Origin of the sequence: Streptococcus sp. HMSC056C01, assembly GCF_001811305.1 — a bacterium.
In the GTDB taxonomy this organism is placed as follows: domain Bacteria; phylum Bacillota; class Bacilli; order Lactobacillales; family Streptococcaceae; genus Streptococcus.
Genome location: NZ_KV804189.1, coordinates 20,200 through 46,739, shown reverse-complemented (window position 1 = coordinate 46,739; position 26,540 = coordinate 20,200). Strand labels below are relative to the sequence as shown.

Annotated in this window: 33 protein-coding genes; 22 read left to right on the top strand and 11 right to left on the bottom strand. The window is 35.8% G+C overall.

All coding sequences use genetic code 11. The annotated features are described in order from the left end of the window. Nucleotides 1-41: 41 nt before the first annotated feature. Both HMPREF2795_RS02295 and HMPREF2795_RS02290 read left to right on the top strand, forming a co-directional pair. The gene (locus HMPREF2795_RS02295; RefSeq protein WP_000171299.1) at nt 42-230 is read left to right on the top strand and encodes a hypothetical protein; all 189 of its coding nucleotides are present in this window, start codon (nt 42-44) and stop codon (nt 228-230) included. Next, complete coding sequence (locus tag HMPREF2795_RS02290) at nt 223-834, top strand: Fic/DOC family protein (protein WP_075228135.1); 612 nt, start codon at nt 223-225, stop codon at nt 832-834. The genes HMPREF2795_RS02295 and HMPREF2795_RS02290 overlap by 8 nt, the downstream gene beginning before the upstream one ends. 192 nt (nt 835-1,026) lie before the next feature. On the opposite strand, the gene HMPREF2795_RS02285 is transcribed toward HMPREF2795_RS02290, so the two are convergent. Next, nucleotides 1,027-1,782 carry an SDR family NAD(P)-dependent oxidoreductase gene (locus HMPREF2795_RS02285; RefSeq protein ID WP_075228134.1) on the bottom strand — a complete coding sequence of 252 codons (756 nt, stop codon included), beginning with the start codon at nt 1,780-1,782 and terminating at the stop codon, nt 1,027-1,029. 283 nt (nt 1,783-2,065) lie between these two features. On the opposite strand from HMPREF2795_RS02285, the gene HMPREF2795_RS02280 reads away from it, so the two are divergent. After that, entirely contained in the window at nt 2,066-2,428 is a 363-nt protein-coding gene (locus tag HMPREF2795_RS02280; RefSeq protein ID WP_075228133.1) for a MerR family transcriptional regulator, read from the top strand. A gap of 297 nt (nt 2,429-2,725) precedes the next feature. Continuing rightward, nucleotides 2,726-3,088 (top strand): hypothetical protein, encoded by a 363-nt coding sequence (locus HMPREF2795_RS02275; RefSeq protein WP_049526032.1) that lies wholly within the window; start codon nt 2,726-2,728, stop codon nt 3,086-3,088. 69 nt (nt 3,089-3,157) lie between these two features. Here HMPREF2795_RS02275 and HMPREF2795_RS02270 read toward each other — a convergent pair whose 3' ends face one another. Genes HMPREF2795_RS02270 through HMPREF2795_RS02260 form a run of 3 tightly spaced genes read right to left on the bottom strand, consistent with a single transcriptional unit; the run spans nt 3,158 to nt 5,549 of the window. Next, nucleotides 3,158-3,886 carry an ABC transporter permease gene (locus HMPREF2795_RS02270; RefSeq protein WP_006149384.1) on the bottom strand — a complete coding sequence of 243 codons (729 nt, stop codon included), beginning with the start codon at nt 3,884-3,886 and terminating at the stop codon, nt 3,158-3,160. Continuing rightward, nucleotides 3,883-4,632: an ABC transporter permease gene (locus HMPREF2795_RS02265; RefSeq protein WP_075228132.1), complete on the bottom strand. Its 750-nt coding sequence runs from the start codon at nt 4,630-4,632 to the stop codon at nt 3,883-3,885. Before HMPREF2795_RS02265 ends, HMPREF2795_RS02270 begins: the two co-directional genes overlap by 4 nt. 5 nt (nt 4,633-4,637) lie before the next feature. Beyond that, nucleotides 4,638-5,549 carry an ABC transporter ATP-binding protein gene (locus HMPREF2795_RS02260; protein ID WP_080979260.1) on the bottom strand — a complete coding sequence of 304 codons (912 nt, stop codon included), beginning with the start codon at nt 5,547-5,549 and terminating at the stop codon, nt 4,638-4,640. A 223-nt stretch (nt 5,550-5,772) separates the two neighbouring features. On the opposite strand from HMPREF2795_RS02260, the gene HMPREF2795_RS02255 reads away from it, so the two are divergent. Both HMPREF2795_RS02255 and HMPREF2795_RS02250 read left to right on the top strand, forming a co-directional pair. Next, a complete protein-coding gene (locus HMPREF2795_RS02255; RefSeq protein WP_006149379.1) occupies nt 5,773-6,471 on the top strand; it encodes a response regulator transcription factor in 699 nt (232 codons plus the stop codon). Next, nucleotides 6,468-7,838: a sensor histidine kinase gene (locus HMPREF2795_RS02250; RefSeq protein WP_070458754.1), complete on the top strand. Its 1,371-nt coding sequence runs from the start codon at nt 6,468-6,470 to the stop codon at nt 7,836-7,838. Before HMPREF2795_RS02255 ends, HMPREF2795_RS02250 begins: the two co-directional genes overlap by 4 nt. Nucleotides 7,839-7,950: 112 nt before the next feature. Here HMPREF2795_RS02250 and HMPREF2795_RS02245 read toward each other — a convergent pair whose 3' ends face one another. The 7 genes from HMPREF2795_RS02245 to HMPREF2795_RS02220 form a co-directional block, all read right to left on the bottom strand. After that, the gene (locus HMPREF2795_RS02245; protein ID WP_075228131.1) at nt 7,951-8,637 is read right to left on the bottom strand and encodes a LexA family transcriptional regulator; all 687 of its coding nucleotides are present in this window, start codon (nt 8,635-8,637) and stop codon (nt 7,951-7,953) included. Between the two features lie 8 nt (nt 8,638-8,645). After that, nucleotides 8,646-9,506 carry an ImmA/IrrE family metallo-endopeptidase gene (locus tag HMPREF2795_RS02240; protein ID WP_075228130.1) on the bottom strand — a complete coding sequence of 287 codons (861 nt, stop codon included), beginning with the start codon at nt 9,504-9,506 and terminating at the stop codon, nt 8,646-8,648. A 120-nt stretch (nt 9,507-9,626) separates the two neighbouring features. Next, the gene (locus tag HMPREF2795_RS02235; RefSeq protein WP_006595229.1) at nt 9,627-9,812 is read right to left on the bottom strand and encodes a hypothetical protein; all 186 of its coding nucleotides are present in this window, start codon (nt 9,810-9,812) and stop codon (nt 9,627-9,629) included. After that, complete coding sequence (locus HMPREF2795_RS10855) at nt 9,793-10,329, bottom strand: hypothetical protein (protein WP_261675614.1); 537 nt, start codon at nt 10,327-10,329, stop codon at nt 9,793-9,795. The genes HMPREF2795_RS02235 and HMPREF2795_RS10855 overlap by 20 nt, the downstream gene beginning before the upstream one ends. 204 nt (nt 10,330-10,533) lie before the next feature. After that, nucleotides 10,534-10,806 (bottom strand): hypothetical protein, encoded by a 273-nt coding sequence (locus HMPREF2795_RS10850; RefSeq protein WP_261675613.1) that lies wholly within the window; start codon nt 10,804-10,806, stop codon nt 10,534-10,536. Between the two features lie 29 nt (nt 10,807-10,835). Continuing rightward, nucleotides 10,836-11,252 (bottom strand): pyridoxamine 5'-phosphate oxidase family protein, encoded by a 417-nt coding sequence (locus HMPREF2795_RS02225; protein WP_049502658.1) that lies wholly within the window; start codon nt 11,250-11,252, stop codon nt 10,836-10,838. Nucleotides 11,253-11,309: 57 nt separating this feature from the next. Next, nucleotides 11,310-11,657, bottom strand: coding sequence for a helix-turn-helix domain-containing protein (locus tag HMPREF2795_RS02220; RefSeq protein WP_049502657.1), 348 nt, complete (start codon nt 11,655-11,657; stop codon nt 11,310-11,312). A 660-nt stretch (nt 11,658-12,317) separates the two neighbouring features. On the opposite strand from HMPREF2795_RS02220, the gene HMPREF2795_RS02215 reads away from it, so the two are divergent. The 16 genes from HMPREF2795_RS02215 (at nt 12,318) to HMPREF2795_RS02140 (ending at nt 26,332) form a co-directional block, all read left to right on the top strand. Then, nucleotides 12,318-12,500 carry a hypothetical protein gene (locus tag HMPREF2795_RS02215; protein WP_049488287.1) on the top strand — a complete coding sequence of 61 codons (183 nt, stop codon included), beginning with the start codon at nt 12,318-12,320 and terminating at the stop codon, nt 12,498-12,500. A gap of 34 nt (nt 12,501-12,534) precedes the next feature. Continuing rightward, nucleotides 12,535-12,831: a hypothetical protein gene (locus tag HMPREF2795_RS02210; RefSeq protein WP_006149313.1), complete on the top strand. Its 297-nt coding sequence runs from the start codon at nt 12,535-12,537 to the stop codon at nt 12,829-12,831. A 21-nt stretch (nt 12,832-12,852) separates the two neighbouring features. Then, a complete protein-coding gene (locus HMPREF2795_RS02205) occupies nt 12,853-13,314 on the top strand; it encodes a hypothetical protein (RefSeq protein WP_013904644.1) in 462 nt (153 codons plus the stop codon). Nucleotides 13,315-13,327: 13 nt separating this feature from the next. Then, nucleotides 13,328-15,016, top strand: a complete 1,689-nt coding sequence (locus tag HMPREF2795_RS02200; RefSeq protein ID WP_075228129.1) for an FtsK/SpoIIIE domain-containing protein — start codon at nt 13,328-13,330, stop codon at nt 15,014-15,016. Between the two features lie 207 nt (nt 15,017-15,223). Then, nucleotides 15,224-16,456, top strand: coding sequence for a replication initiation factor domain-containing protein (locus tag HMPREF2795_RS02195; RefSeq protein WP_075228128.1), 1,233 nt, complete (start codon nt 15,224-15,226; stop codon nt 16,454-16,456). Nucleotides 16,457-16,470: 14 nt separating this feature from the next. Next, on the top strand, nt 16,471-16,704 hold the full coding sequence (locus HMPREF2795_RS02190; protein ID WP_000456042.1) for a hypothetical protein: 234 nt from the start codon (nt 16,471-16,473) through the stop codon (nt 16,702-16,704). A gap of 1 nt (nt 16,705) precedes the next feature. Beyond that, nucleotides 16,706-17,263: a conjugal transfer protein gene (locus tag HMPREF2795_RS02185; protein ID WP_075228127.1), complete on the top strand. Its 558-nt coding sequence runs from the start codon at nt 16,706-16,708 to the stop codon at nt 17,261-17,263. Between the two features lie 10 nt (nt 17,264-17,273). Continuing rightward, on the top strand, nt 17,274-18,269 hold the full coding sequence (locus tag HMPREF2795_RS02180; protein WP_075228126.1) for a conjugal transfer protein: 996 nt from the start codon (nt 17,274-17,276) through the stop codon (nt 18,267-18,269). A 9-nt stretch (nt 18,270-18,278) separates the two neighbouring features. Further along, nucleotides 18,279-18,503, top strand: a complete 225-nt coding sequence (locus HMPREF2795_RS02175; protein ID WP_001095596.1) for a TcpD family membrane protein — start codon at nt 18,279-18,281, stop codon at nt 18,501-18,503. A gap of 2 nt (nt 18,504-18,505) precedes the next feature. Next, nucleotides 18,506-18,916, top strand: coding sequence for a conjugal transfer protein (locus HMPREF2795_RS02170; protein ID WP_049503699.1), 411 nt, complete (start codon nt 18,506-18,508; stop codon nt 18,914-18,916). A 13-nt stretch (nt 18,917-18,929) separates the two neighbouring features. After that, on the top strand, nt 18,930-21,434 hold the full coding sequence (locus tag HMPREF2795_RS02165; RefSeq protein WP_075228125.1) for an ATP-binding protein: 2,505 nt from the start codon (nt 18,930-18,932) through the stop codon (nt 21,432-21,434). A gap of 11 nt (nt 21,435-21,445) precedes the next feature. Next, on the top strand, nt 21,446-23,329 hold the full coding sequence (locus HMPREF2795_RS02160; protein ID WP_075228124.1) for an MFS transporter: 1,884 nt from the start codon (nt 21,446-21,448) through the stop codon (nt 23,327-23,329). A 1-nt stretch (nt 23,330) separates the two neighbouring features. Continuing rightward, the gene (locus tag HMPREF2795_RS02155; RefSeq protein ID WP_075228123.1) at nt 23,331-23,555 is read left to right on the top strand and encodes a hypothetical protein; all 225 of its coding nucleotides are present in this window, start codon (nt 23,331-23,333) and stop codon (nt 23,553-23,555) included. Nucleotides 23,556-23,571: 16 nt separating this feature from the next. Continuing rightward, nucleotides 23,572-24,684, top strand: a complete 1,113-nt coding sequence (locus HMPREF2795_RS02150; protein ID WP_075228122.1) for a CHAP domain-containing protein — start codon at nt 23,572-23,574, stop codon at nt 24,682-24,684. Between the two features lie 13 nt (nt 24,685-24,697). Then, nucleotides 24,698-24,955: a MerR family transcriptional regulator gene (locus HMPREF2795_RS02145; protein WP_075228121.1), complete on the top strand. Its 258-nt coding sequence runs from the start codon at nt 24,698-24,700 to the stop codon at nt 24,953-24,955. Between the two features lie 111 nt (nt 24,956-25,066). Then, nucleotides 25,067-26,332: a tyrosine-type recombinase/integrase gene (locus HMPREF2795_RS02140; protein WP_075228120.1), complete on the top strand. Its 1,266-nt coding sequence runs from the start codon at nt 25,067-25,069 to the stop codon at nt 26,330-26,332. Nucleotides 26,333-26,540: the final 208 nt, after the last annotated feature.

Sequence of the window (26,540 nt, the reverse complement as noted above, 5' to 3'; positions counted from 1 at the left end):
TTATGGTATAATAAGGATAACTCTATACAAGGAGGTGTGCCATGACTCTTGATGTAAATAAAGAAGAATTAACAATTTTAGGAATTCCCTTTGATAACTTTTCAGATTTTGATACCGTCTGGTATGCTATTGGGTCATCAATGATTGAAAATTATGAACCTACTGTTCAAGATGTGATTGATTTAAAAACTTATGTTATCAACAAACGAAAGGAATTGAATATTGGTTAAAAATCAATACGAAGGCTATGAGTACATTGATCCCAATCACCAATATACCTATCCAAATTCTACAGTCTTAATCAACAAACAAAATATTACAAATATTGAAGAAGCCTACCGGAATGAGCATTTATTCGTTACTAGAAGGCTTGCAGACTTGCGCTTGAAAACCATAGAAGTCTACTCCATTAGTGATATTTTAGCCATTCATAAATATTTATTTCAAGATGTCTATGCTTGGGCGGGACAATTTCGCAAGGTGAATATCTCAAAAAATGGGAATCCTTTTATGTCAATACAATCTTTCAGTACTGCCCAAGCATATATAAATCGCCTTATTCATACCTATTATCAAACTGCTAATTCAAAAGATGAGATTATTAAACAATTAGCAAAAATTCTTGATAATCTTAATTATTTCCATCCCTTTCGAGAAGGGAATGGACGAACTCAACGAGAAGTTATTCGTTCCTTAGCACTATCAAAAGGTTATTCTGCACAAATACGAGTGGAACAAGATGATGAAATTTACAACCTTTATATGGACGGAACTGTCTATGGAGAATTAAGAAAGTTAGAAGAACTACTTGGTAAAATACTGGAAAAATTGTAAATTAGTCTACAAAAATACTTCTATATTTTTAAATATCCTAAATATCACAGAAAATTATAACTTACCAAGGTTTAAATCATAATAGATAGACAAAAAGCTTCTGAAATCTAACATTTCAGAAGCTTTTTTCTTGTCATAAAATGGCTGCAACTATTATTATTCAATACATATTATCTCTATTTATTAAAATAATTAATGATTAAGTAGTGGCCCACTAAGATGAAAATCAAAATTTGTAACATCAACTAAACCAACAACTTTGTCACTTTGATATAATTCCATCAAAAATTGTGCCATCTCTTCACTTGTGTGATATTTAGCAAAATGCTCATCATAATCATATTCTTTAGAATCTGTAGCAACTTGACCGAATTCCGTTTTTGTGGCAGCTGGAGCTAAAACCTTAGCTTTTAATTGATGTTGATTTGCCTCTAGTTCCAATGCCAAGCCTTCTGTAAAAGCACTGACATAAAATTTACTTGCACAGTATGTAACTGCATTTGGAACCATCATGTATCCGCCTCTAGATGATAAGTTAATCAATTGAGCGCCTTTACAATCTTTATAATCTCTCACATATAGAGTTGATAGAATTGTTAAAGCTTCAATGTTTAGATGGATTAATGTTATTATCTTTTCTAAATCTTGAGATTCAACCTTATCATAATTTCCAAAACCAGCATTATTTATTAGCGTAGTAATGTGATATTTTTTCAAGCTTTCATAAAGAGCAAAAATATTACTGGACTTCGATAAATCAACAACTTTAATAACAACATCTAAATCCGGATAATGGTTCAAAATCTCTTGCTTCAATTTTTCTAGTCGTTCTTGACGCCGAGCAATTAAAATAAGATTCGTTCCTAATTTTGCAAATTGTCTTGCTGTCTCCGCTCCTATACCAGCACTGGCTCCAGTAATACAAGTATAATTCTTCGTTTGTCCCATACTTTTTTCTCCTTTACAGATTGCTATTTGCATTTTTTATAAGAGTCGCTGCTCCCATCAAGGTTCTTGACAGCCTTATCACTAAGCCCCTTTGGAGCTCTCTATTCCTTCAAACCAATTTTTCGTCTATATGGTATTACCTCCTCTCCTAGCTTTATATCAAATTCCTTTGATACTATGTATTTTACATAGTAAAGCGCACTTTATGTCAAGAGAAAACTGAAAATTTTTTAATTTTTTAAAAATTATGCTAAAATAATAAAAAATAAAGGGGGGAAATATTATGGCTTACTATTCTATTGGAGAATTTGCTAAAAAAACTGGACTTCCTATTTCCACACTTCGATACTATGAGCAAGAAAAATTGATTTACTCACACAGAGAAGAAAATAATCGTAGATACTATGATGACTCTGATATAGCGTGGGCTCAATTCATTATTAGATTAAAAAAGACGGGAATGTCTATTAAAAATATGCAAGAATACACTGACCTAAGATATAAAGGAGACTCCACAATTCCTCAACGACTTAGACTACTATTTTTTCAACTTGATGAACTTCATAAGCAACAAACTGAAATTAACCAACATATTGATTTTCTTGAAAAGAAAATTAAAACTTATTTAGGTATTAATCCTAATTAGCACCATTATTATTTTCTTTATCTAAAAAAGGGATTGACAATTGAACTCTTTTTATATTACTTGTTAAATGGTTGTAATTGGGATTTTCTTAAGTTGAACTTGTAAAATAGAAGTGTATACATTTTTAATCTATAGTCGTAGAGATTTAGTAAAACTATAGCCAAATATAGATCTTTTTCTATAATTTACTAATGTCTGTTATAATGGACATTATTTGAAATTTCCATTATAACAGACATTAATACAGTTTTGTAACATTATTTTGGTATAGTAATATTATAAAAGGAGGCAAAGATTATGAGAAAATTAGTAGGTATATTACTGCTTTCATTATCAATAATTACTTTAATTGCTTGCTCAAAAAACAACCACCAATCTTTAGATGGTGAGTATTATTGGATCTCAAGTGAAAGAAACGAGTTGGCGTTTACTATTAAAGGAGATAATGCTTCCATAGAGCATGGAGAAGCCGATAGTTTTATCATTAACAAAAAAAAGAATACGATCGAATTAACTGGACAAAATATTGCAAGTCGAACAGAAGAATATTCATTTAAAGATGGGGTCTTTTCTGTTGATATTAGTGGAGTTAAGCACGACTACTATCTTAAAGATAGCGAAGCATATAATAACGCACTAAAACAATATGGATATAAATAACATCATTCACACCTATTTTCCTGAATAGGTGTTTTTTTCAAATAAAAAAGACTCCGGAGAGTCTTCGCATTACTTATGCAATTCTTTATTACTCAATGTATGAAAAATCCCCCACAGAAGAATATTTACAATGATAAACAGCAATATTTCCACTAAATTAAAGTCTATCAAATTCCGTGACCGCATTGCCACCATAGCTTGGGAGTAGGGATAGATTAAAGATAATTTATCTGATACAAAAATCATCATGAATCCTACGAAAGTACCAATAGAACCAATTCCCACAGATTTACTAAAAACACGAGTTTTAGCTGTCACAAAAAACTGTACTGCCATCATACTAATTGTTCCAAAAATCCCCAATAAATCCCACTTAAGGTAGGTGAACAAATTAGAAATTTCTAAATGAATTAGGTGAGCACTGACATAAAAAATACCAAACAAGAACAACTGTAAAACAGCAATAAACAAGATAATTACTATTTCTTTTGCCAACAATAATTTCCCAAGACTGACATTATTAGCTCTGAGAAATTCAATATTTTTCCTATCAAACTCTTTTCCTAACATCATGGCTACATAAATGCTGACCAAAATCGGAAAGAAAAGCTGGCTATAATAGAAGGTCAATTGTCCCCATAAAACAGGCACTTTTTCACTTTCTGCAACCATAGAATAAGCTGCACCTAAGTAAATACCAAGACCAATCAGGCTACAAAAAGCTAAGAAGAAAATACCAATCATCAACATGGAAAATTTTTGGGTTTTCCGCCATTCTACTGATAGATAAGACATCATAGCTTGCCTCCTTTCTTTTCAACTAGATAGAGAGATAAGAAGAGATAGATTAGGGCTATTGGCAAATATGTAAAGAGTTTAAATCCTAGGTTTGTCGCCAAAACATAACTCACTTGACTGGCGACTTTCTGGTAATCCACCAGAGACAGATATGCTATACCACCAAATGGGAAAATCAGCTGTAGAAAAGCTGTTGCATGACCAAATCCAACTCCAAGAAATCCTCCGAAAATCCCTAATGCCATTATCAATGCCTGCTTTTTCAGTAAAAACTGCAAAGTCAAAAACAGACAGGTTAAGACAAAAGATGCTAGCAAGAAAATGACGATTTGCCAGAGGATTAGGCTAACAGGCATTTCTAGACCAGAAAAGTTTGCAATCAACTGGACTACTACTCCCTCCAAAATAGCGAGAAAGGTCAAAACGAACATAGTCAGGCCAAGCTTACTCAGAAAGATATGCCGTACATTTTCACCATTTGCCATAAGCAGTTTGAAAGTGTTGCCCTCCTTCTCGTTCTTGACAATCCGGGATACAAAGAGAGCAATCACGATAGGGAGAATCAAGCCATTTACTTCTTTTATCATATAGAAAATTAGGTTAATCTGGTGCATGTCTGGATTACTTAGGTAGCGTGTAGCGGCTGCAATTGCCCAAGCAAATCCGACTCCCATAACTAGTATGATAATGAAGAAGGATTTGGTTCGTTTTGCCTTGAGCAATTCAATAGACAAATTATTCAACATAAGACTCACTCCTTGGTTAAGTTGAGGAAGATAGATTCCAAGGTTTCTTGTTCTTGCTTCACTTCATAAATTGGAACTTCCTCGACTATTAAATCTCGTAACAAACTAGAAATCTGCTGGTCGGCAAGGTTAGTCAGCTTGAGTTTATCCTCATGTATTTCTAACATCTTGCACGGATAACCAAATAACACTTGGCTAATGGCTTCATGTCGACCTCTAAAATCCCCACGCACTTCCAGCCATTTATTGGACTGAATTTTACGAATTTCTCCCTCGTAAACGAGTTGACCATGATTGATAATCCCTACACGGTCAGCGATATGCTCTACTTCAGAAAGGATATGGGTAGAGATGAAGACAGTAATGCCCTGTTCTTTTGCCAACTTGATAATCAGTTCCCGAATTTCATGAATCCCTGCTGGGTCTAGCCCGTTAGTTGGTTCATCCAGTATCAACAAACGCGGTTTCTTGACTAAGGCAAAGGCTAAAGCCAAACGCTGTTTCATACCCAGAGAATAATCTTTAACCAATTTTTTCTTGTTTTTAGGTTGATCTAACCCAACAATTTTCAAGGTTTCCTGAATATTTTTCTTATCAAATCCAAGGATTTTTTGGAAAACCAAGAGATTTTCATAGCCTGTCAAATTAGGATAATAAGACGGTTCTTCAATCATAGAGCCAATCTGATTAAGATACTGCTTGTCCGTACCTATGGATTGACCGAACACTTCAATATCCCCAGCTGTACGAGAAATCAAAGACAAAATCATCTTCATGGTGGTTGTTTTCCCAGCTCCATTTGGACCTAGAAAACCATAAATCTCACCTTGTTGAACTGATAAGGAACTAAGGTTAACTACCTGAGTGTCCTTAAATTCCTTTTGTAAGTTTTTTATCTGTAAAACATTACTAATCATTATGAACTTCCTCCTCAACGAGATTCATTTGTTGTTTAGCCATTTGGAAATACCTCACTGATTAAAATTTATTTGAGAAGTATCTCTATCTAGGTTATGTCTTTATTATAGACATGCTAGATTAATTTTAAACTAAGCTAACCTTAATTTTACATTAAGATTAAAGTATTTTTCTTTTTTTCACTCTTTTAAATGGTATAATTTAAATAAGCGAGGTAAGATTATGAGTTTCGAACAACAACTCCTGAATAAGCACATCCTTATCATTGATGACGACAAAATTTTAAACTCTTCCATAAGAGATATTCTCACTGCCTACGGATTTTCCAATCTAACATCAGCCTATGATATAGAATCTAGTTTGGACATGATTGAAATAGAGCAGTTCGACCTTTTCCTTTTGGACATTATGCTACCCGATGGGGATGGCTACACATTAGCAAAACATATCCGAAAAAAAGGCGATACTCCTATCCTCTTTCTGACTGCCAAAAATAATCCTGAAGATGAGATAGCTGGTTTCAATGCTGGTGGTGATGATTATATCATGAAACCCTTCATTCCAAAAAATCTTATCTATCGTATTATGGCTCTGCTCCGTAGAAGTTATAAATCAGAACAGGAAACAATACAGATTGGACAGACTTTGGTGAGTTTTCGGAATGCAACAGTACAAAAAAATGGAGCAGAAATTTCTATTACGCCAATTGAAATTCAGATTTTGAAAAAACTTTACGATAATAAAAATTACATCGTTTCAACCGAATCTCTCTGTGATACGATTTGGGGAGTGGATAGCTTTGGTTATGAAAACTCTTTGACTGTACATATTCGGAAAATTCGAGAAAAAATAGAAGAAAATCCTTCAAAACCTCAATATTTAAAGACAGCTAAAGGGCTAGGATATAAATTGTTATCATGATTATGAATCAAACCAAAATTTTAAGGTATTCACTAAAGAAATTTATCTTTTCTTCCATCATTATCTTTATTACCAATATTATTCTAATTGCCAGTTTTGTTTTCTACATTAGTAAAAAGCAAACTGCTACTGAGACTGTGAAAATAATTTCTGAACACATTACCATCACAAATAATAACGTCCACATACCTGAAAATGATATTTCTAGTCTAAAAGAACAAAAGTTATGGCTCATGGTATTGGATAAGCAGACTGGAAAACAAGTGTTCGAACAGTATAAACCTACAGAAGTTCCTTCGCAATTTGACTACGGGGACATTTTACAGTTTTCTCGCTATTATCTTTCAGATTATCCTGTTTTTAGTCAGATAAAAGGTGGATACATCATTGTTGTTGGTTTTCCAAAAGATAAAATTGCTCGTTATAGTTTTAATTACTTAGATATAGATAGTCTCCGCCTGTTTCCACTAATAGCATTTGGAGTATTGCTTTTCAACTGCCTTTATTTCGCTTTTCTTTACTACTATGGCGTGACGCATATCAATCGTAAAATTGTGCCTCTTGTAACTGCTATTCAGAATCTCCCAGATGGTTTGAAAAATCCAATAAATTCTATATCAGAACTAGAATATCTTACAACTGCAATTAATCAAACCGATACTCTACTCAAAGAGAATGAAGTCTTTAAAGAGCAATGGATTTCAGGTATTGCACACGATATCAAAACACCTCTTTCTGTCATCATTTCTAACGCGTCCTTGTTAAATGATTCTGAACTAGATACACAGTTTAAAAAACATATTCGTCCAATATTGACGGAATCCTATTACATCCAAAATGTTTTAAATGACTTAAATATAGTAGCTCGCCTTTCATCCGGTCATCTTCAATTAAATCAGACTGAAACAAAAATTATCCCCTTCTTCAAAGACATTCTCATCCATATTTTAAATCAAGAAATCTGGAATGAATTTGAATTTGAATTTGATTACGATTATTCACTTGTTAATCAATCTATCATGATTGAGCAGTTTTTAATCACAAGAGTTATCCATAATATCATCTACAACTCTGTTTTACATAACGAAAAGGGTTGCACAATAAGAATCCACTTATACAAAAAAGATACAAATGTAATTGTCGAAATCAAAGATAATGGACAGGGAGCTTCACCAGAAAAAATTGCTGAACTTAATGAATTATCTTTTAAAAATATTGATATTTCTAAAATTAGAACGACTGGAATTGGGCTAAAAATTTCAAAACAAATTGTTGATTTGCATCAGGGCTCTATTTCATTTGCTAGTGTTCAAAATGAATTCTTTGAAAGTATCATTTCACTTCCGATTTTCAACATTACCAATTAGATAAAAAAATGGAGAAGAACCATTAGAGTCTTCTCCATTTTATTCATCTTATCTTCCACTTATACCCTGTCTAGAAAAAATAATACACTATTATTATTTTACATTAACAATATCACTGTTCAACAGGTAAGAAATTCCCTACAATAATTCCTACAATTCTAGGATCTTCATCATACGAAAGAAAAATATCTCGATATTTTGGATTGATAGAAACTAACCGTAAACCCTGTTCTTCCCGGTAAACTCTTTTAATGTATGTCTGATTATTACAGACTACTGCATATACTGCACCATCATAATCAAATCCTGTTTCACGGATGAGAGCCACAGAACCATTTTGATATTTGGGTTCCATTGAGTCACCAGAAATCCATGAGGCGAAATCGTGGGCTAGTTCTTCATCAAAATAGACAGTATCATAGTTTTGATCGTTATACACCGATGAACCGATACCAGCAGACATTTGTTCGTAAACATGGTATTCGTATAGTTTTTCTGACATTGAAACAATGTTCTTACATTTTTCTTTTTGAACTAGGCCTCTGACATAACTAAGTGCATTATTCTTACCTTCATCCGATAAAGTATTATATAGTCGGACGATTTCGACCTCTGTAAAATAACCTTTTGGAACATTTAGAATCTGCTCCAAAAGCTTTATTTTTTCTCTAGATGGTTGTTTTATTCCGCGTTCCCATGCAGAATAGGCTTGGTAGGTAATACCCAATTGATCTGCAATATCTTTTTGAGTCATTTTTAGCTCTTTTCTGCGAGCCTTTAGTTTTTCTGGTTGGTACATCGTTTCCCTCACATTAATAGTAATTTCAATTCAGCTTTTTGTTTTGCCTCTTTGTCCGTTAGCTTATTTTTATCCCAAACATAAGCTATAGATTTTCCTTTGTCATAAATGAGCCATACTCTTAAATTATTACAGTAAGTCTTTATTGTTTTCCAATTCTCTTGATCTAGAAGTTCTGGATATTCTTGACTAGTCACGAAGCCTTTTTTGATTACTGATTGCTCAATCTTATTGATTAGAGAAGTCTGATAGTTGTTGAATTCCTTTATAATCTGATCTTTGACACCGTGAAACAAAAGGAGTAGTGTGGCATTTTGCCCATCAATATAAGCATCGATAGCCTGCTTAATGGTACTTTCTTTTCCAGGATAATATTCTCTAAGAAGATCTAAAAGGCGATAAAACAATGCCTGTTTTGAAACATCCAGACTATTTTGAATCTTTTGAAAGGTGTCGCAACTATAATAAATCTTTGACAACAAAACAATGTCAGGCATTAATACTACAGCAGAGAAAATATTCGCTTCTCGCTCTAGTAGGTTCTCCTGATTATCAATAGATTCTGCAAAATAAGTGCCTTCATGCTTAAGTATGAAATGCCCCAGTTCGTGACACAGAGTAAAATTCTGCTTTACAATCGGATTATCCTTTTCATAAGAAAAACTAATACCTAATTCATCAATAACAGTCAATCCTTCAATCTTACGATTAGAGAAGTGGTGACTAACCACTTGAATCTGATATTCTTGAATACAGTGTTGAAAGAAGTAGTTGAAATTATAATTTAGTAATGAAATGTCATGATCTTTCATATACTGGTATAACACATGTTTTGTAGACTTACTTATTCTTGTATACAATTCATCCAAAGAATGATACCTCCTTTAAGTATAAAATACAAAACTAAACCAATTTAGTTGAGTTTATTATATAAAAAAAGTGGATGTGTGTCCACTTTTTTTATATTACGTTAAATATATAAACATAGTCTAATTATTTCTTTTTTTTACCAAAGCTGAAAGTGCTATTCCTCCAAAAGTCAGCAACGCCCCTCCAATTTTATTCCTGTGTTCTCTATAAAATCTTTCGTGCTCTCCACAGAATTTTGCTTTTGGAGAGTATACTTCTTTATTACATCTAAAGTATTTACATGTTTTAATTTTCTCTTCTTTCATTCGTATCTTCCTCTACTAATAATGTTTCTGAATGGTTAACCAATGCATTGATATTTTCTGAAATACTCTGTGTCAAATTTATAAAAGAGCTGCTATTTCCTTTTGTAAAATTATCAATTTTCCAAGCTAAACTTTTTCCATCATATTTAGGCTCAAGTAAAGTTTGCTCAGTAAAAGCTTTGTAATTGCTTAATACAGCTATAACAGACTCATGTTCCTCTAATACTGTATACGCAACAACATTTAATTGCATTGCAGATGACAGGTAACTAATTGATTGTTGAAGCAGAATATTTATTCTTTTTGCATCTTTTGAATTGGTTTTAATGTTGATAAAGTCTAAACCATCTGTGTAAATTGACATCATTAGTTTTGCAATGGTATTATTATTTTCTTTAATCGCTGAAAGTAGTAATTCTTTTTTTAATTGCTCATTTCTGGTTGCTAAGGCCTCTACAATTAGTTGGCGAGCACTGAAAAAGCCTGAAAATCTATCATTGTATTGCCCTTGTTCCACGCGGATAACTAGTTCATTTAAGCTTTCAATTTGTTCTGAAATAGATGCTAGTTGCCCTTGTATTGCAGAAAGCTCAGGTAGATTCCCTAACTCTTTGACAGTCCTTTTCTCTAAGGTTACACTACTTTTAATTTTTCCAGATTCAGTATCTTTTAATACTGCATAGGTCTCGCCTGTCTTTTTTCGTATACCATAACTCCATTCTCACGATTTTAACTTTTCTTTTGCAACTTCGGATAATTTTGCAACGTATTCTACATTGTCATTATCATTCTTTTCAACAAGCTTTTTTAATAATTTAGCTTCGGGAATATGAGCAAATAAATTATTTCTAATCTTATTAGCAACTACTAAAGAGGCTTCTTTTTGCAGTGGAGTTAATGAATATGATTGGAAATCATAGTTGTATAATTCCTTTTTTCTGACATCAACTTCAAAATGCTCCATTTTTGGTATTTCAATTTCAAAACTCTCCATACTTTAATCCCCATTTTTGGAACTTTAATTTAAAGTTCTATAGTTTGTATTGTTTCTAGATCTTTGGTAACGATCGCAGTATCAAATCGTATTTCAAATAAAACTAAAGATTCCCCTGCAAATTCAATAGTATTTTTGTAACCTGGTACTTTAGCAATAAACTGGTCCGCCACTTCAAAAATAGTTTTGGTACTTTTTTGAACTAAGCCCTTAGCTTTTACGTGTTCATTTCCAGAGTGTGGAATTGTAGTAAATGCAATATGAGAGTTTGATTCCATTTCCTTAATCTTATCATTACCTTTGAAAGATGAGAAGTAGAGTATATTATTGGTTGAATCAAAAACAAAATTTACTATTCTTACATTTGGAATATTGTTTACAGATGTCGCTAAGGCAATTTCTTTTTGTTCTGACATTATTTTCAAAAATTCTTTTTTTACATCCATTTATAAAACACTCCTTTTAATCAATGAAGTTATCGAACAAAAAAGCTAATTTTTTGTTTACTTATTTTTTTCAAATGCTTTTTTTCTCTTTTCCATAAACTCGATCAACTCTTTCTTGAAAATAGCCTTTTCTTCTTCGGTTAGACCATTTGAATTCATACGGAAAAGAAGTTCTACATTATCTAACTCGTCTTCTTTTAGATGTTCATCCGAATTACCAACTAAATAATCAATTGATACATTTAAAACTTGTGCAATCTTGACTAAATTATCTTGTGTTGGTTTTTTAGCTCCACGTTCCCATGAAGCATAAGCTGGTTGCGAAATTCCTAGTTTTTCAGCTACATCGACTTGTGTAAGATGTGCTTGTTTTCTAAGGTTTTTTAATCGTTCCGAAAATTCCATTTTAAACCTCTAAAATTTTTTTGTATTAATTTCAAATAATCTCTTGACAAATATAACTAATGGTTATATAATATAAAATATAGCCGGAAGTTATATTGGTTTTAAAAATAATAACGCCTAACTATCGGCATTATGATCATTGACAATTAAATAAAAAGTGCGTCTGACAACCAGAGGACTGATCATCAGAACAACACATAAACTTCGTACCTTTATTGTAAATGTTTTGATAAGAAAAGTCAAGTCCGTTTTATGGTTGAAGTGAAGATAGAAAACAAGATTCAATTCTTGTGGGCTTCCACGCATTTCGGACTTTCGCACTTTTCCGAATAGTAAAGTGAACTGGCTTCGCCAAAGGGCGTAAGAGAATCTCTTGGGTATGATCAAGACTACCTAAAGAGATTGGCTGGGAAAGCGATGGTAATTCACGCAAAGCACCTTGCTAAACGTTGCCACCGTGAAGGAGGGATCCTTCAACCAAATAACTTTTCTTTACTGCTGTCTATCATTATTGATAGACCTACTCTCAAGCTACTAAGTTCTTTCCTTTTTTCACTTAGTAGCTTTTTTTACTTATTACAATAAAGGAGAATGATATGACAAACTTTTTTCGCACTACAATGTAAACGACTCTATGATAACTATGAATTTACCTATGGCATGTTTAGTGAATCTGATAAACTACAGGCTAAACTTTATGCTCAAGCTCAAATAGATCTAGATCATCTGGCAGATGCTGCTCGTAGAAATGGCTACGCTCATGGGGATATTCAATTCTATAGTCGTATGTTTAAACGCAAACTTTTTACACACTATTACTCAAGAGTGAAGCAACTAGCTTAACTCTTTTTATTTTACACTCAGAAAGGAAAATCTTATGATCTCAGAAACACTTAAAATGAAACCAGAATTTATTGGCCCTGCTTACTATGAACGTTTAGGAAATGCTCCTAAATTTATTTTTGGAAAAGAAGGCAAATACCAACGTCACATTCTAAATAGCGCAGAGCACGGTGCCTTTCATGTTATCACACCAGCTTCTACAACGGTCTTTCCAGAAGATGCTCTAGTAGAAACTGTCAACCCAATCTTTTTCCCAGACACTGCTTTAAATGGCAATACTGTTGCACCTTATCTCAATGTCTTTGCGGAAAAATTGGTAATTAAAAAATAAGAAATAAAAGGAGAAAATCACATGGCTAAAATTGGATTAAACTACGGAGAAAAACTACAAATTGCTGATAAGACTTATCGTGTCATTACAGATGGACTAGATGTCCCAGCTGTCCTTGGAAAACTGTCTTTCCGAGGTATTGAAGGTCCTGATATCATCTTTGAAGTGGATCGTTCACAACGAAATCCTGATGGATCATTTGTACAAGTTAATACAGGTGAGATTCGTGGAATTGTTGTAGGAATTCATTCTTCTGTCCAGCATGAAACCCTCTTTTTCACTATCGCAGATATGTCTGAGTCTGAAATTGAAGACCTAGGTATTAAATACCGAGAAGAGGTTGAATTGGAAGATATTGTTATCACTCATACCCACGTCAATCGTAATGATATCTATAAGCTCTTTGCTTCTAAAATCAAGAAAAAAACTGGAGGCGCACCGATTAAAGAAAACAAACCGGTAGAAAATAAGAAGGAAAACTAGGAGGTGATGCAGGATGAAACTCTTTACCTATCGGGGAAAAAGAGTTCGAGTTTTTCATCGTAAACTAAAGGGAATCACATGGTTTATCTGGTGGTTTCCTTTTTTGTTGGCTATTAGTTACTACAGCTACTTACATTTAGAAGAATTAAAATCTCATCCCTTACCCCAAGGATATTTTCTAGGAGCTGGGCTTCTCTTTTCTTTGCTTCTCTCTTGGTTTATTAATCGGGTTTGCTACAGGAAGATGCTCTTTTTTCAAAAGCTCAATAGCCTTCGAATTCTTTCTCGCTTTTTGCTAGAGAATAACCTCTATCTAGTTAAAAAGGTCAGACGTGAAAACAAGATCATTGAAAAAATCACCTTACCTCAAGTGTATATCAAACAGTCTCGCTACAAGATTGAAGTGAGTTTCATTCTAGAAGGTAATAAATTTCAAGATCGCTTCCTCAATCTTGGAGCTACGCTTGAAGTCATGTTTAATGGAGATTTTCGAAATAAAACCTTTGATAACCGCTTTATCAAATATGAAATTGCTATTAATCGGATTGATAGTCGAATCACCATCGATGAAGTAAAAGTCAAGGGATCAAAACTCCAGCTCATGAAAGATGTATCTTGGGATTATATTGAAGAACCTCATCTTCTCATCGGTGGTGGAACTGGTGGAGGAAAAACCGTTGTTCTGATGACCATAATCTATGCACTAGCTAAAGTCGGCTTTGTCGATATCTGTGATCCAAAGAATTCTGACCTGGCTGGATTAAAGAAAATTCCAGTCTTTCATGGTCGGGTATATACTAGTAAGGAAGATATCATTAACTGTTTTAAAGAGAGTGTAGAGTTCATGGAAAAACGCTATGAACGGATGTCTACTTCGCCAAAATTCCAAGCTGGAAAGAACTTTACTCATTATGACATGAAACCAAAATTCATTCTAGTAGACGAGTGGGCAGCGCTTATGGCAAAGATCGATCGTGACTATAGCCAACAGTCAGAACTAATGGAATACCTCTCCCAGTTAGTTCTAGAAGGCCGTCAAGCTGGAGTCTTTATCATCTTTGCTATGCAACGTCCCGATGGTGAATTTATTAAAACTGCTCTTCGGGATAATTTTATGAAGCGTCTCTCCGTCGGTCATTTAGAATCAACAGGATATGACATGATGTTTGGAGATGCTAATAAAACTAAAGAGTTCAAAAAGCTAGATGAAATCAATGGAATCAAGGTCAAAGGACGGGGCTATATCGCAAATAATGGTGAGTTGGCTGGTGAGTTTTTCTCTCCTTATGTACCGCTTGATCAAGGCTTTTCCTTCTACGATGCCTACTCTAACATTCCGATTATGGAGTTTGAAGGAGAAGAATTCTCAGCTTTTGAAGAATATAAACCACCGCTTGAAACAATTGATCCTATAGAGGAAGAGGAGACCATAGAAAACGAATCAAACAAACGACCACTCAAGGAATTTGCGGACGAACAAAATCTTAAAATGCCAACCTTACGCAAGATTATCTATCTCTTAACAGAACAAGGGATCATCTTTGAACGGACTGTATCCGCTATTCTAGTGGATCCTTTTCAAGAAAAACTTCTTCTTGAAATCCTCGCTCAATTTGAAGAGGGAGGACGCAGGTCTTATCCAAAAGCAGTTGAAGCGACGATTGTTCATCATGGGCTAGGACAAGGGCAAGGGCAAGCCTGACCGCAGGTCAGGCGCAGACCGTAGCCCGAAGTCTCTAGACCATGATGAAACTTCAACCCCCGTTTTCTAATAGGGGGGTTACATTTGGCAAAAACGCCAAGTCCACCCCTCCTCATTCCTTATGGGAGTTGGGTTTTCAATTTTTATGAAGTGTGTCACTTTCATCAAAAAAGTGTGTCACTTCGTTAGAAAGAGGTGTTGCGATGAATGGACAAAATTAGTCCTTTTCATATTAAGAATTTCAGAAAACAAACAGGACTTAGTCAAAAAGCATTTGCACAAGCTGTTGATCTTCCTACACGAACCTATCGCTCTTATGAAACAGGCGAAAGAGGATTGACGATTGATAAGTTCAGAGAACTAAAAGAAAGACTTGGTTACTATAAAGATTGTGATAAAAACAGTCTTCGAGCTCAGATCGACTATCTCCGATTGACCTTTCCGAGATTAAAGGATTTAGATGCTTTCTGCGAAAACTTCCTTCACTGTCACTTAAGCGAATTTACAGACCAAGAAACTCGTCTCATGAACTATACCCACTTATGGCAACGAGGGAACATCTGGATTTTTGATTTCTTTGATAAGTCTGTGACCAATGATTACCAAACTTGTCTTCAACTATCCGGTCAAGGATGCCGTGAGTTGGAATTGCTTCTAGAAGACAAGGGAATCACTTGGCAGATCTTTCTTCAAAACATTCTTTATTCCTATGAAGATGTTCGGGTGAAGCGACTCGATATTGCTCTAGATGAACTCTATAAGGGTTACGGGCACGAGGACGAACAAATTCAAATTCCCAAATTGATTGATAAACTCTATTCCAAAGAGATTGTCCTAGACACGATCAAGAAATGGAATATCACGGGTGGTGGATCTTTCACAAATAATGAAGACATGGAAGCGAATCACGGCTTGTCCATTTATTTTGGGAGCCGTCAAAGTCAACTCTACTTCAACTTTTATGAAAAGCGCTATGAAATTGCTCGAATGGAAAACATCTCCTTGGACGAATCCTTGGAGATTTTTGGTATATGGAATCGCTATGAACTCCGCTTCTCAGATCAGAAAGCTCAGGGCATTGTGGAGGAATACATTAACGGTGTAGACCTCGGAGAAATCGCACGAGGCATCATCAATAAAGAAATCCAAGTCTATGATGGTCTCACTCGATTTGGAGCCTATAAACCCGATGAAAAATGGCAACGGCTCTTTGGAGGTGTCGAACCCTTAAAGCTCTCCACCAACCCACAGCCTTACAGTATTGAGCGAACGATTCGCTGGCTAACCTATCAAGTTGCTAACTCTCTTGCACTAGTCACTGAAGCAGACAAGATCCTCCAAACAGAATACATGAAAATGATTCAGAATAGCGGAGAGATCACTGATCGAGGAAAAGCCATGTTACGACTTCTCAAAGCCAATAAACACTATGAACACTAGAAAGGAAAAGCTATATGGAATACAAAGTTCAAATCAATTCACTAGAAAACTTTAAAGCCTGGTCTGGTGGACTAACCACCTTGAACACTGTCCGTGAACGTGGTGGAGTGGATACCCTAACCGTCATTTGTGAGGATATCTTCTCTGGTGATACACCAACTGAAGGACAAATCAATGACTGGCTCTGGTTTGATTCAGATTTTATCTACCAAGCTCTAGGATACGATGATCTGCTTGAGGCTTCTTGAGATGCTGAAGAAGATTTATCAAGCAGATTTTCTGCTTCTTCCAGAACAAGAATTCTGGCATATGTACGTTCTCTTACGAAAAGGAAAAGACTTCTACTATGAATGCGCTGGAAGATCTACCGAAAAACCACCAGATGCGAAAGGTTTCTATGACTATGAACATGCCTGTTTCACGCTAGATGGTCAAGTGTTGAGCGTAAATAAAAAAATGCGTCCCTCACTCATTACTTATATCCAAAAGACCATCAAAGACAATCAAGAAACATTTAGAAAGGAAATTGAAATGGCTACTAAAACTATTTTTGAAAAGAAAGTCTCTCAAGTCATGAATGAACTGGGAGAATTACTTAAAAAGAAAGATCATAGAGAGGCTTGGACCAAGGCTGGAGAATTAAATAGTCTCCTTAAAAAAGAAGAAGCCAAAGACCTAAAACCTGACCTGATTGAACAACTTCAAACTGAGCTACGAGGCTACTATTACATTAATGGCGAGATCGAAAAAGCCAATAAGTGCCTCTATGCGAAAGGCTCAAAGCTCATTGAGCTTGCTGGTCTCTAAAGGAGGATATATGGATAAAGCTAAACGCTATTTGCTTCAAGCAAAAGAATATCTCTCACACTTTAAAAAGGTGGAGAAAAAAGGAGGTCCACCAAAACTAAAAGTCACCAATAAAAAGACCGTCAATATTGTAGTCATAGGAGGAATTTCTTTCCTCCTTTTTGTTGGTCTCTTAGGATCTGTCCGTGCTATCACACTCTCAAATAAGGTAGGAACACTACAAGCTCAAGTGGAGGCAACAAAAAATCAAAAAGCACAGCCAATGGAGTCTAGTAGAAAATATGACTATAAACTCCAGTATTACTTGAATGATTACGTATATGCTTATTTCACACTTCCTAATGAAGGTGAAAAACAAAAAGAGCAAGTGGACTACTTAAATAAATTCTACAACTTCATCCCTGATGTAAAATCTCAAGGGCAAGTTCGAAACCCCAGCTCACTTCTCTATTCTCAGTTAGTGACTGTAGAAGGAAAAGTTGCGACCTATAAGGTTAAATACAAGGAAACTATCCGTCGGGATAACAACACAGAAGAAAAAGAAATTGTGACAGGTTTCAATATTCCTTTTGATGAAAAAGATGGAAAATATTACGTTTCTGGCCTTCCTTGGTTTTCTGCCATTGAATCCTCACAAGCTGGACACTTTAGCGAAGATGATAAGCTCCAACTAACCGCTAACGACCACTTTTCAGATACTCAGCGTAAGAAGGTAGAAAAATTCCTCAAGATCTTCTTTACAAACTACACCACAAACCAAGATAATCTTAATCTGATCGCTAAAAATGTGGATATCATCGCAAATAGCACTTTCAAAACGATCGACTACACTTATCTCAAACAGGACGGTGATGATTTAATCGCTTATGTCCAAGCTACCTTTGAAGTTGGAGGTACCACTCACTCAGAAAACTTCACCTTTACTCTCTCAGAAAAAGAAAAGACCTACTATGTCACAAAACTAGAACACACCATTCCACTGAATTATGCAAATGATAAAGAATAGGAGAACTCTATGAATACAAACAATCTACGAACCTTCCTTCAGGGTGATGGAATTTGGATCCTAACAGCTATTGCCGTGCTCTTAGCGATCAAGGCTTGGCGGAACAGTTCTTGGCTTCAACTCTTCTCTGTCGTTGGTTTCTATGCCGTTATTGTTTCAATTGCGAAAGGACAAGATATCCTAAAAGCAGTCGGCTGGTTCCTTCGACTCTTTGGTATTGAATCAGGACTCTAAGTATGAATGAAGAAAGACTTTATGATTACAGTAAGGGCCTAAATGCTCCTTATTGGATCCAAGAAATTAAGACAAAAAAGGGCACTCGACTATGGTACTTTGCGACACCTATGCAGTTGTCCTTTTTCATTGTTTTTATCATCGTCTTTGTGGCCATGTTACTCTTTGGAGGATTTATCTTTGTGCCACTCGCAAAAATCACTCATTCAATTTCATTACTTCTCTATTGGTATCTTCCTTATAAATTAGCTAAATTCTATACGGAATATGAGCCTCACGGTAAGAAGATGCACGTCTTTATTGGAGATTACCTGATTTACTTTTGGGACTTTAAGATCAATAAAAAAGCTATCTACCATGAAGATCGGATAGAGCCTGTAGAAGAAATTGTCTTTGAAAAAACAAATCTATAGAAAAGGAGGACCTATGAGTATTACTTTAACCTATCCTATTAGGGAAACACATGAAAACCTAGTTCTCAAAAAAGATCAAACCGTCGTTGCTTATTATCGTATTCCAAACACTCCTATCACGATTACGGATGATGAAAAAAAGGGCAAACACAAAATCACTGTTGCTCAAATGATGAAGAAGCTCCAGAAAAACAAGTTCTTTGAAATATCTCTGATCCCTAAAGACTATCTTTTAGAGGAGAAAATGCGGGACTTTTCAGATGCTCTAGCAGATGACAGCCGAGAACTAGGAGAAGAACTTCTTCTTTACACGGTGGATCGTCTAACGGATGAAATGGAAATTCCTTATCAGTTTGACTGGGTCGTTGGAGTGACCTTGCGCAAACAAAATCATGGAGCGACCGTCAAAGACTTGGCCTATGAGAGCTTCAATGAGTTCTCAGAAAAAATTGCCAAGGGTCTTGGCTATGAATATGAATTAAGTCCCACTTGGTATGAAGACTATAAAAGTGATGAATTCACTATTTTTCAAGCCTTCTCTGTCCTTCGGGCAAAACGGTTATCTAATGAAGAACTCTTTTATTACCAGCGGATGCAGTACCTTCGCTATATCCCTCACTACAAGAAGGAGGTGCTCGCTAATCGTGCTCAATTCAATATCACAGATACCTTGATCAAAGTCCTAAAAGGTGGCTTTCTTAAGCTAGAAAGCCCTTATGGATCTTCTTTTGTGACGATTCTTCCGGTTGGTAAATTTCCTGTTCAATTCAATGGTTTTCATCTTGGCGAATTTATCCAACGTTTGAACTTTCCCGTAGAGCTACGAATCAAGGCAGAATTTATTGATACTGGTAAAATCAAGGGGCGAATGGGACGCTCGAATACACGTTACAGAAACATCATGGAAGAGGCAGAAAATACTGATACTGTCCAACAAGACGAGATCATCATGGGCTCTATCTCCCTAAAGGACTTAATGAAGAAAGTCGGAAACAAGGAAGATATCATCGAATATGGAGCCTATCTGATTGTCTCTGCTTCTAGCGTAAACCAACTCCGACAAAGACGGCAAGTGGTTTTGAACTACTTTGATGATATGGGCGTTGAAATCAGTGAGGCCTCTCAAGACGGACCTTATCTCTTTCAAGCCCTGCTCTATGGAGAAAACCTCCAAAAGAAAACTCGCACCTGGACACATATGGTCACAGCTCGTGGTTTTTCAGAACTCATGCCTTTCACCAATACTTCTTCTGGAAACCGTATCGGTTGGTATATTGGCCGAGTAGATAACTGGACAGGTCGTTGGGACAATATAGCTAAAGCCATTGATTCCTCAAAGAACATTGTCCTCTACAATGCGACAGTCGGAAATAAGGAAGATATAGCTGGAAAGATTACCAAGAACCCGCATATCATCATTACGGGTGCAACAGGTCAAGGAAAATCTTTCCTTGCTCAGATCATCTTTTTAAGTGTGGCTTTACAAAATGTTAAAACCCTTTATATCGACCCCAAACGTGAACTCAGAAATCACTATCAAGAAGTGATCAACTCACCTGAATTTGCACGTCTCTATCCTGAACGCAAGAAACAGATTGAGAACTTTAACTTTGTGACACTGGATAGCTCGCTTCCATCAAACCACGGAGTTTTAGATCCTATTGTCGTTTTAGATAAAGAACAAGCTGTAGAGGTCGCAAAAAACATGCTTGAATTTCTACTACAAGCTGTAGATGATGTCACGATGGATCAAAAAACAGCTATCACAGAAGCTATTAATGCGATTGTAGAAAAACGAGTCGCTGGTGAGAAAGTCGGCTTTAAACACGTCCTAAAAGTGTTGAGAGACTCCACTTCCTCTGAAATTGCTTCAGTTGGTCGTTATCTGACATCAATTGTGACGAACTCTATCTTGGAACTAGCCTTTTCAGACGGGACCACTCAAGGCCTTAACTATGAATCACGAGTGACCATCCTAGAGGTCAATAACCTCAAACTACCAAAGGACGATTCCACAAAAATTTCAGATCATGAACGCAACTCTATTGCTCTCATGTTTGCGCTGGGTGCCTTCTGTACCCACTTTGGAGAACGAAATGAAAATGAAGATACCATTGAGTTCTTTGATGAAGCATGGATTCTTATGAAGTCCGCAGAAGGAAAAGCCGTTATCAAAAATATGCGTCGGATTGGACGCTCCAAAAATAATACTCTGGCACTGATTACTCAATCTGTACATGATGCAGAAAACGACGATGATACAACCGGATTTGGGACTATCTTTGCTTTCTATGAAAAGTCTGAACGAGAAGATATCTTAAAACACGTCAATCTAGAAGTCACTGAAAGTAATCTCGAATGGATTGACAATATGATCTCTGGTCAATGCCTGTACTATGACGTGTATGGCAATCTCAATATGATTTCCGTACACAACATCTTTGAAGATATTGATATGCTTCTAAAACCAATGAAAGCTACGGTATCATCAAGCCTTGAAAATAAATACGCTAGTTAGGAGGTGAATCCATGCAAGAAGCTTTTGACAAACTAAGGGGAGTCGATATCTTCTCTCTCAAGTCTTACATGGAGCCAACTGGGTTTGCTTCCTTTAATGGGGCTTGGGTTCTGATTAATGAGCTTTTCGTCAACTTCTTCTTTTTCATTCTAAACGCAGTGGTGGGCTTCTTTTCTTTGCTGATTCGAATTCTTGAAAAAATTGATCTATACTCTAGCTATAAAAACTATGTGTTTAATGGAGCAATGAGTATCTGGAAAGGATTTATCGGTTCAAATGGGAGTGGTGTTTCCAAGCAATCACTCGTTTCAATGTTGCTTCTGATTTTAGCTTTCTACCTTTTTTATCAATATTTCTTTTCGAAAGGATCCTTTTCAAGAACACTCCTTCATGTTTTTCTAGTTCTCATCCTTGGTTTTGGTTACTTTGGAACAGTTGCAGGGACCTCTGGTGGTCTTTATCTGCTTGATACAATCAATAATGTCTCTAAAGAGGTCACTAAAAATATCACTCATATTAAAGTAGAATATGGAAAAAATAAGACGATCAAAATCGGTGATTCTATGGCAGATAGCTATATAGCAGAAACATCTTATAAAGCCTATGTCTTTGTCAATACTGGACAAGAAAATGGGAAATATAAGAATAGCCAAAACGGGAAACAAGAAACTTTTGATGATAGTAAGGTACTAGGAACAGGCGATAAGAATGGAAACTTTAAAGCAGTTAAATCGAAAGATCGCAATAAATATCTGGATGAACTAGGAAATGGAGCCAATGATGATGGTGAAAAGAACCGGTGGGTTTCAGCTATGCCAGATTTCATTTTCACTCGTATGTTTTATGTTATCTTCAAAATCTGTGAAGCTTTTGTATTAGCGATACCAGTTATTTTGATTCAGATGCTAAACGTCATTGCTCAAACACTTGTATTGATGATGATTCTGCTCTTTCCAATTGTGCTATTGATGTCCTTTGTACCAAGAATGCAAGATTTGATTTTTGGAGTTTTAAAAGTCATGTTTGGTGGATTGCTTTTCCCAGCTATCACGAGCCTATTAACTCTGTTAGTCTTCTACATTGAAAAAATGATTGAAAATATCGTCATTACTGGATTTGATGGTATCCTTAAAACTCTTCCATCCTTGATCATCTTTGGCCTTGTCTTTAAACTACTCATTTCAGTTGTATCAAAAGGACTTGTATACTTCCTTCTATGGAAATACAAAGCTGAACTGATCCAATTCATTCTTGGCTCTAAAGCACGAATGGTGGCAAGTGACATTGGAAACAAAGTTGAAAAAGGAGTCGCAAAGACCAGAGAGGTGGCTTCACAAGTACCATCGAGAAGTCTTTCATCTGCACAACACCTTGGGAACTTTGCCCTAGCAGGTGCTGGTTTTGGAGCTGGGATGATGATGAATGCCAAGAGTCACTTCCAAAATGTTGGTTCTTTCTTTACCAATAAGGAATCAGAGCACCAACCCGATGAAGTGCTCCCAACAGAAACACTTGAGACGCCAACAAGTCCGGATGCTCCAGAACCAAGGATTCCAAAAACAAAGACAACGCTTGAAAGTGTTAAACCAGCTGAAGAAAAAACACCAACTCCTTCAATGGAATCCCCAATCACAGCGGAGCCAACATCAAGTTCAAACAAGGAATTTCAAACTCTTAAAGAAGAATGGATTTCTCCATTTAAACAACTCCGCATTAATAGTATTGAGCGCAAATTAGAGGAATATAAAGATCCTCAAGCTATGTACAAAGCTCAAGGATCGAATGCTTTCACTCGTACTTATAGAAAGACTATGACACGAGATGATAAATTAAGAGCCAATATTGAACGAAGAGACAGATTAACAGAACGCTTAAAACAACTTAGAGGAGAATGATATGAATACGAAAATACGCTCAAGAACTTCTTTTCCAAGGGTTCTTGAAGAAACTCTTTATCAGGCCTACCAAGAAGGAAAACGCTCAGTCGATTTCCTTCTTTTATTTCCAGTCACAGAACAAGAGCAAGACAAAATTATCTTACAGGCTAAGTCCTATTCAGTCGTTCTAGATGCTAAATGGCGTTTTGGGACTGTCCTGTTCACTGCTTATATAAGACATTAACTAGAAAGGAGATTCGATGAAAAAACTAAAATGGTTTCTATTAGCTGGTCTCATTCCTCTCTTTCTACCAGTCCTCATTATCATTATCCTTATGGGGGCTGTCGGAGGTGGTGGAACGAATGGCTCGCCCCAATCTCAAAATGGAGTGACTTATGCGGATCACTGGTCAGATGGAGACCCTTATACTCATAACCTACTTGTTCATCGCTTCGGTATCACAGCAGAGCAATTAGACGGCTTTTTAGATACGTTAGGAATCTCCTATGATAAGAACCGAATTAATGGAAAAAAGCTTCTCGAATGGGAAGCTAAATCTAATCTTGATGTCCGTGGAATTGTTGCGATCGCACTGAATGAAAGTTCCCTTGGAACTGCTGGAGTAGCCACTAATCCTGGAGCCAATATGTTTGGTTTTGGGGCCTATGACTCCAATCCAGAATATGCCAATAATTTTAATGATGAGATTGCTGTTGTCGGATTAACCCAACAAACCATCATTGGAAATAAAAACCAAACCTTCAAAATTCAAGATGACAAGGCTAAAAAGTTTGCGAATGGAACACTCAATCCAGCAAATGATGGTGGAGTCTATTTTACAGATACTACAGGATCGGGAAAAAGACGTGCAGAAACCATGCAAAAACTGGATGCCTTCATTGATGAACATGGAGGAACACCAAAAGCTCCTGAACAAACTACAGGAAAAACTAGAGATGGTGGAGGAGTCACTTCAAATGATATACCGGTGGGTTATAGTCTGACAACAGCTATTGACACCACAGGATATATCACTAGTACCTATCCTTGGGGACAATGTACCTGGTATGTCTTCAACCGTGGAAAACAAGTCGGAGTCAACTTTGATCCATTTATGGGAAATGGTGGACAATGGATGAATAAGCCAGGATTCACAACAACCCATACACCAACAGAACACTCTGCACTATCATTTAGCCCTGGCCAAGCTGGAGCTGATCCAATATACGGGCACATTTCATTTGTGGAACAGGTCAAATCAGATGGTTCAATTCTCGTCTCAGAGTGTAATGTTAAAGGATTGGGGATCATTAGTTACCGGACATTTGATGCGGAAACTGCCAAACAATTTACCTATGTAATAGGACATTAGAAAGGATAATTATATGGATACACCACAACAAGTAAAACTAGATAAAATTGAAAATCTTCTTCAAGTATTGGTGAACCTTCTTGACAAAAAAAGCAACTCCAATCACTTGGAAATTATAACTCAAAAAGAAGTTCTAAAAGAATTGAATATATCACCTAACACACTGAAAAGTTGGGAAAGAAAAGGACTAGCTCGTCTGGAGCCACCTATTGAAGGAACGAGAACAGTCTACTATAAACGGCATGACATCATTAAATTTCTATCAACTTAATAGTAAAGCAGAATTGCAACAAACAACTCATGAATATGCTAAAATAATATCATCTTAAAAGAAGGTGAGGGTCTTATTTTAGCCTTTTAAATATCCGAATCAAGAGGCGATATGAATAAAGAAACCATTCAATACAACAATAAAAAAGTTATAAAAATTACCAAGCAGAACGGTGAAATAAGCTATTCAATCAAAGGTGTTTATATCGGAACAGACATTAAGACTGGTAAGCGAATTACAAGAACAATCACTGCTAAAACATTAAAAGCTCTAGATAGAAAAATTATTGAATCCAAAATTCAATTTGAAAAATCTGGGTCAACTACTAAAGAAACTATCCAAATCGGTAATTTTGAAAGTTTAGCTGAAATTTGGTTCAGCCATTTTAAAACTTGGGTATCTTCGCAAAATACAATAAATCGCGTTCGAGGGTACTTAGATACTTACATCATTCCACAATTTGGCGATTATAGACCAGAGCAGATCGAAGCATCAGATATCCAATTATGGCTAAATCAATTAGCCAAAAAAGCCAAACAAGCAATTGAATCTGGGAAAAAACGTGCCCCGAAAGGCAGTGCAAAAGATTTTGGTGCAATGGCACATAAAATGAGTGATATTTTTGATTTTGGAATAACAAATTGCGGTTTAAAAAACAATCCTGCAAAGACAATCAAGATACCACCAAAACCCAAAGCTATTAAAGAACGTATCATGGTCCTTCATGATGAGGATTTAAAACTTTGGTTAACTTACCTTGACACACTACCAAACACGAGAGCAAATCGGCGGTTTAAAATCATTTGTAATACATTACTGGCTTCAGCACTACGAATCAATGAACTATTAGCTTTAGAAATTACTGATCTTGATTTTGAAACTAATGAAATCATTGTCAATAAAACTTTAATGTGGAAAAGTGCTAATAAAAAATTGAACCAAAAAGGAGGGATCATTTGTAAGAATTCTCCTAAAACTGATGCCGGTAATCGTAGAGTTGCTGTTCCTATATCAACTTTAGAAGGACTAAGAGAATTTCATCAAGAAATGAGTCTCTACTTTGAAGAACATCATTTACCAAGATCCAAATTGATATTTCCGACGATTTATGGAAATTATATGTGTGATAGAAATGAGCGTGCAACTCTAAAAAAACGACTGATCGAATTGGGACTACCAGATTATGGGTTTCACCTATTCCGACATACACATGCATCTATGATGCTCAATGCCGGAACTAACTGGAAAGAGCTACAACATAGGATGGGACATAAGTCTATTACCACAACTATGGATACATATGCTGAACTAGCACCAAAGAAAAAATTCGAAGCAGTTGATATTTTTCTGGATAAACTACAAGAACTCACGGATTAATACAATCACTACCTTTTTACTTCAAAAGCCTGTACTCCTTGATGTGGCAAGGGTTACAGGTCAATTATTTAACCCTTACAGAGGTGAAATAGGGATTCACTACACGTCAATAGATGTGAGAGCCCTTGATTTTAAGCGATTCTTGAAATTTTAAATTTCACTACATTGCAATAAAAATCAACCGAATCACTACCTTTTTCACTACCTT

Coding starts and splice junctions, on each gene's coding strand:
- HMPREF2795_RS02295 (WP_000171299.1), top strand. CDS start 42: ATGACTCTTGATGTAAATAAAGAAGAATTAACAATTTTAGGAATTCCC.
- HMPREF2795_RS02285 (WP_075228134.1), bottom strand. CDS start 1,782: ATGGGACAAACGAAGAATTATACTTGTATTACTGGAGCCAGTGCTGGT.
- HMPREF2795_RS02280 (WP_075228133.1), top strand. CDS start 2,066: ATGGCTTACTATTCTATTGGAGAATTTGCTAAAAAAACTGGACTTCCT.
- HMPREF2795_RS02275 (WP_049526032.1), top strand. CDS start 2,726: ATGAGAAAATTAGTAGGTATATTACTGCTTTCATTATCAATAATTACT.
- HMPREF2795_RS02270 (WP_006149384.1), bottom strand. CDS start 3,886: ATGATGTCTTATCTATCAGTAGAATGGCGGAAAACCCAAAAATTTTCC.
- HMPREF2795_RS02265 (WP_075228132.1), bottom strand. CDS start 4,632: ATGTTGAATAATTTGTCTATTGAATTGCTCAAGGCAAAACGAACCAAA.
- HMPREF2795_RS02260 (WP_080979260.1), bottom strand. CDS start 5,549: ATGATTAGTAATGTTTTACAGATAAAAAACTTACAAAAGGAATTTAAG.
- HMPREF2795_RS02255 (WP_006149379.1), top strand. CDS start 5,773: ATGAGTTTCGAACAACAACTCCTGAATAAGCACATCCTTATCATTGAT.
- HMPREF2795_RS02250 (WP_070458754.1), top strand. CDS start 6,468: ATGATTATGAATCAAACCAAAATTTTAAGGTATTCACTAAAGAAATTT.
- HMPREF2795_RS02245 (WP_075228131.1), bottom strand. CDS start 8,637: ATGTACCAACCAGAAAAACTAAAGGCTCGCAGAAAAGAGCTAAAAATG.
- HMPREF2795_RS02235 (WP_006595229.1), bottom strand. CDS start 9,812: ATGAAAGAAGAGAAAATTAAAACATGTAAATACTTTAGATGTAATAAA.
- HMPREF2795_RS10850 (WP_261675613.1), bottom strand. CDS start 10,806: ATGGAGAGTTTTGAAATTGAAATACCAAAAATGGAGCATTTTGAAGTT.
- HMPREF2795_RS02225 (WP_049502658.1), bottom strand. CDS start 11,252: ATGGATGTAAAAAAAGAATTTTTGAAAATAATGTCAGAACAAAAAGAA.
- HMPREF2795_RS02220 (WP_049502657.1), bottom strand. CDS start 11,657: ATGGAATTTTCGGAACGATTAAAAAACCTTAGAAAACAAGCACATCTT.
- HMPREF2795_RS02215 (WP_049488287.1), top strand. CDS start 12,318: ATGTTTAGTGAATCTGATAAACTACAGGCTAAACTTTATGCTCAAGCT.
- HMPREF2795_RS02210 (WP_006149313.1), top strand. CDS start 12,535: ATGATCTCAGAAACACTTAAAATGAAACCAGAATTTATTGGCCCTGCT.
- HMPREF2795_RS02205 (WP_013904644.1), top strand. CDS start 12,853: ATGGCTAAAATTGGATTAAACTACGGAGAAAAACTACAAATTGCTGAT.
- HMPREF2795_RS02200 (WP_075228129.1), top strand. CDS start 13,328: ATGAAACTCTTTACCTATCGGGGAAAAAGAGTTCGAGTTTTTCATCGT.
- HMPREF2795_RS02195 (WP_075228128.1), top strand. CDS start 15,224: ATGGACAAAATTAGTCCTTTTCATATTAAGAATTTCAGAAAACAAACA.
- HMPREF2795_RS02190 (WP_000456042.1), top strand. CDS start 16,471: ATGGAATACAAAGTTCAAATCAATTCACTAGAAAACTTTAAAGCCTGG.
- HMPREF2795_RS02185 (WP_075228127.1), top strand. CDS start 16,706: ATGCTGAAGAAGATTTATCAAGCAGATTTTCTGCTTCTTCCAGAACAA.
- HMPREF2795_RS02180 (WP_075228126.1), top strand. CDS start 17,274: ATGGATAAAGCTAAACGCTATTTGCTTCAAGCAAAAGAATATCTCTCA.
- HMPREF2795_RS02175 (WP_001095596.1), top strand. CDS start 18,279: ATGAATACAAACAATCTACGAACCTTCCTTCAGGGTGATGGAATTTGG.
- HMPREF2795_RS02170 (WP_049503699.1), top strand. CDS start 18,506: ATGAATGAAGAAAGACTTTATGATTACAGTAAGGGCCTAAATGCTCCT.
- HMPREF2795_RS02165 (WP_075228125.1), top strand. CDS start 18,930: ATGAGTATTACTTTAACCTATCCTATTAGGGAAACACATGAAAACCTA.
- HMPREF2795_RS02160 (WP_075228124.1), top strand. CDS start 21,446: ATGCAAGAAGCTTTTGACAAACTAAGGGGAGTCGATATCTTCTCTCTC.
- HMPREF2795_RS02155 (WP_075228123.1), top strand. CDS start 23,331: ATGAATACGAAAATACGCTCAAGAACTTCTTTTCCAAGGGTTCTTGAA.
- HMPREF2795_RS02150 (WP_075228122.1), top strand. CDS start 23,572: ATGAAAAAACTAAAATGGTTTCTATTAGCTGGTCTCATTCCTCTCTTT.
- HMPREF2795_RS02145 (WP_075228121.1), top strand. CDS start 24,698: ATGGATACACCACAACAAGTAAAACTAGATAAAATTGAAAATCTTCTT.
- HMPREF2795_RS02140 (WP_075228120.1), top strand. CDS start 25,067: ATGAATAAAGAAACCATTCAATACAACAATAAAAAAGTTATAAAAATT.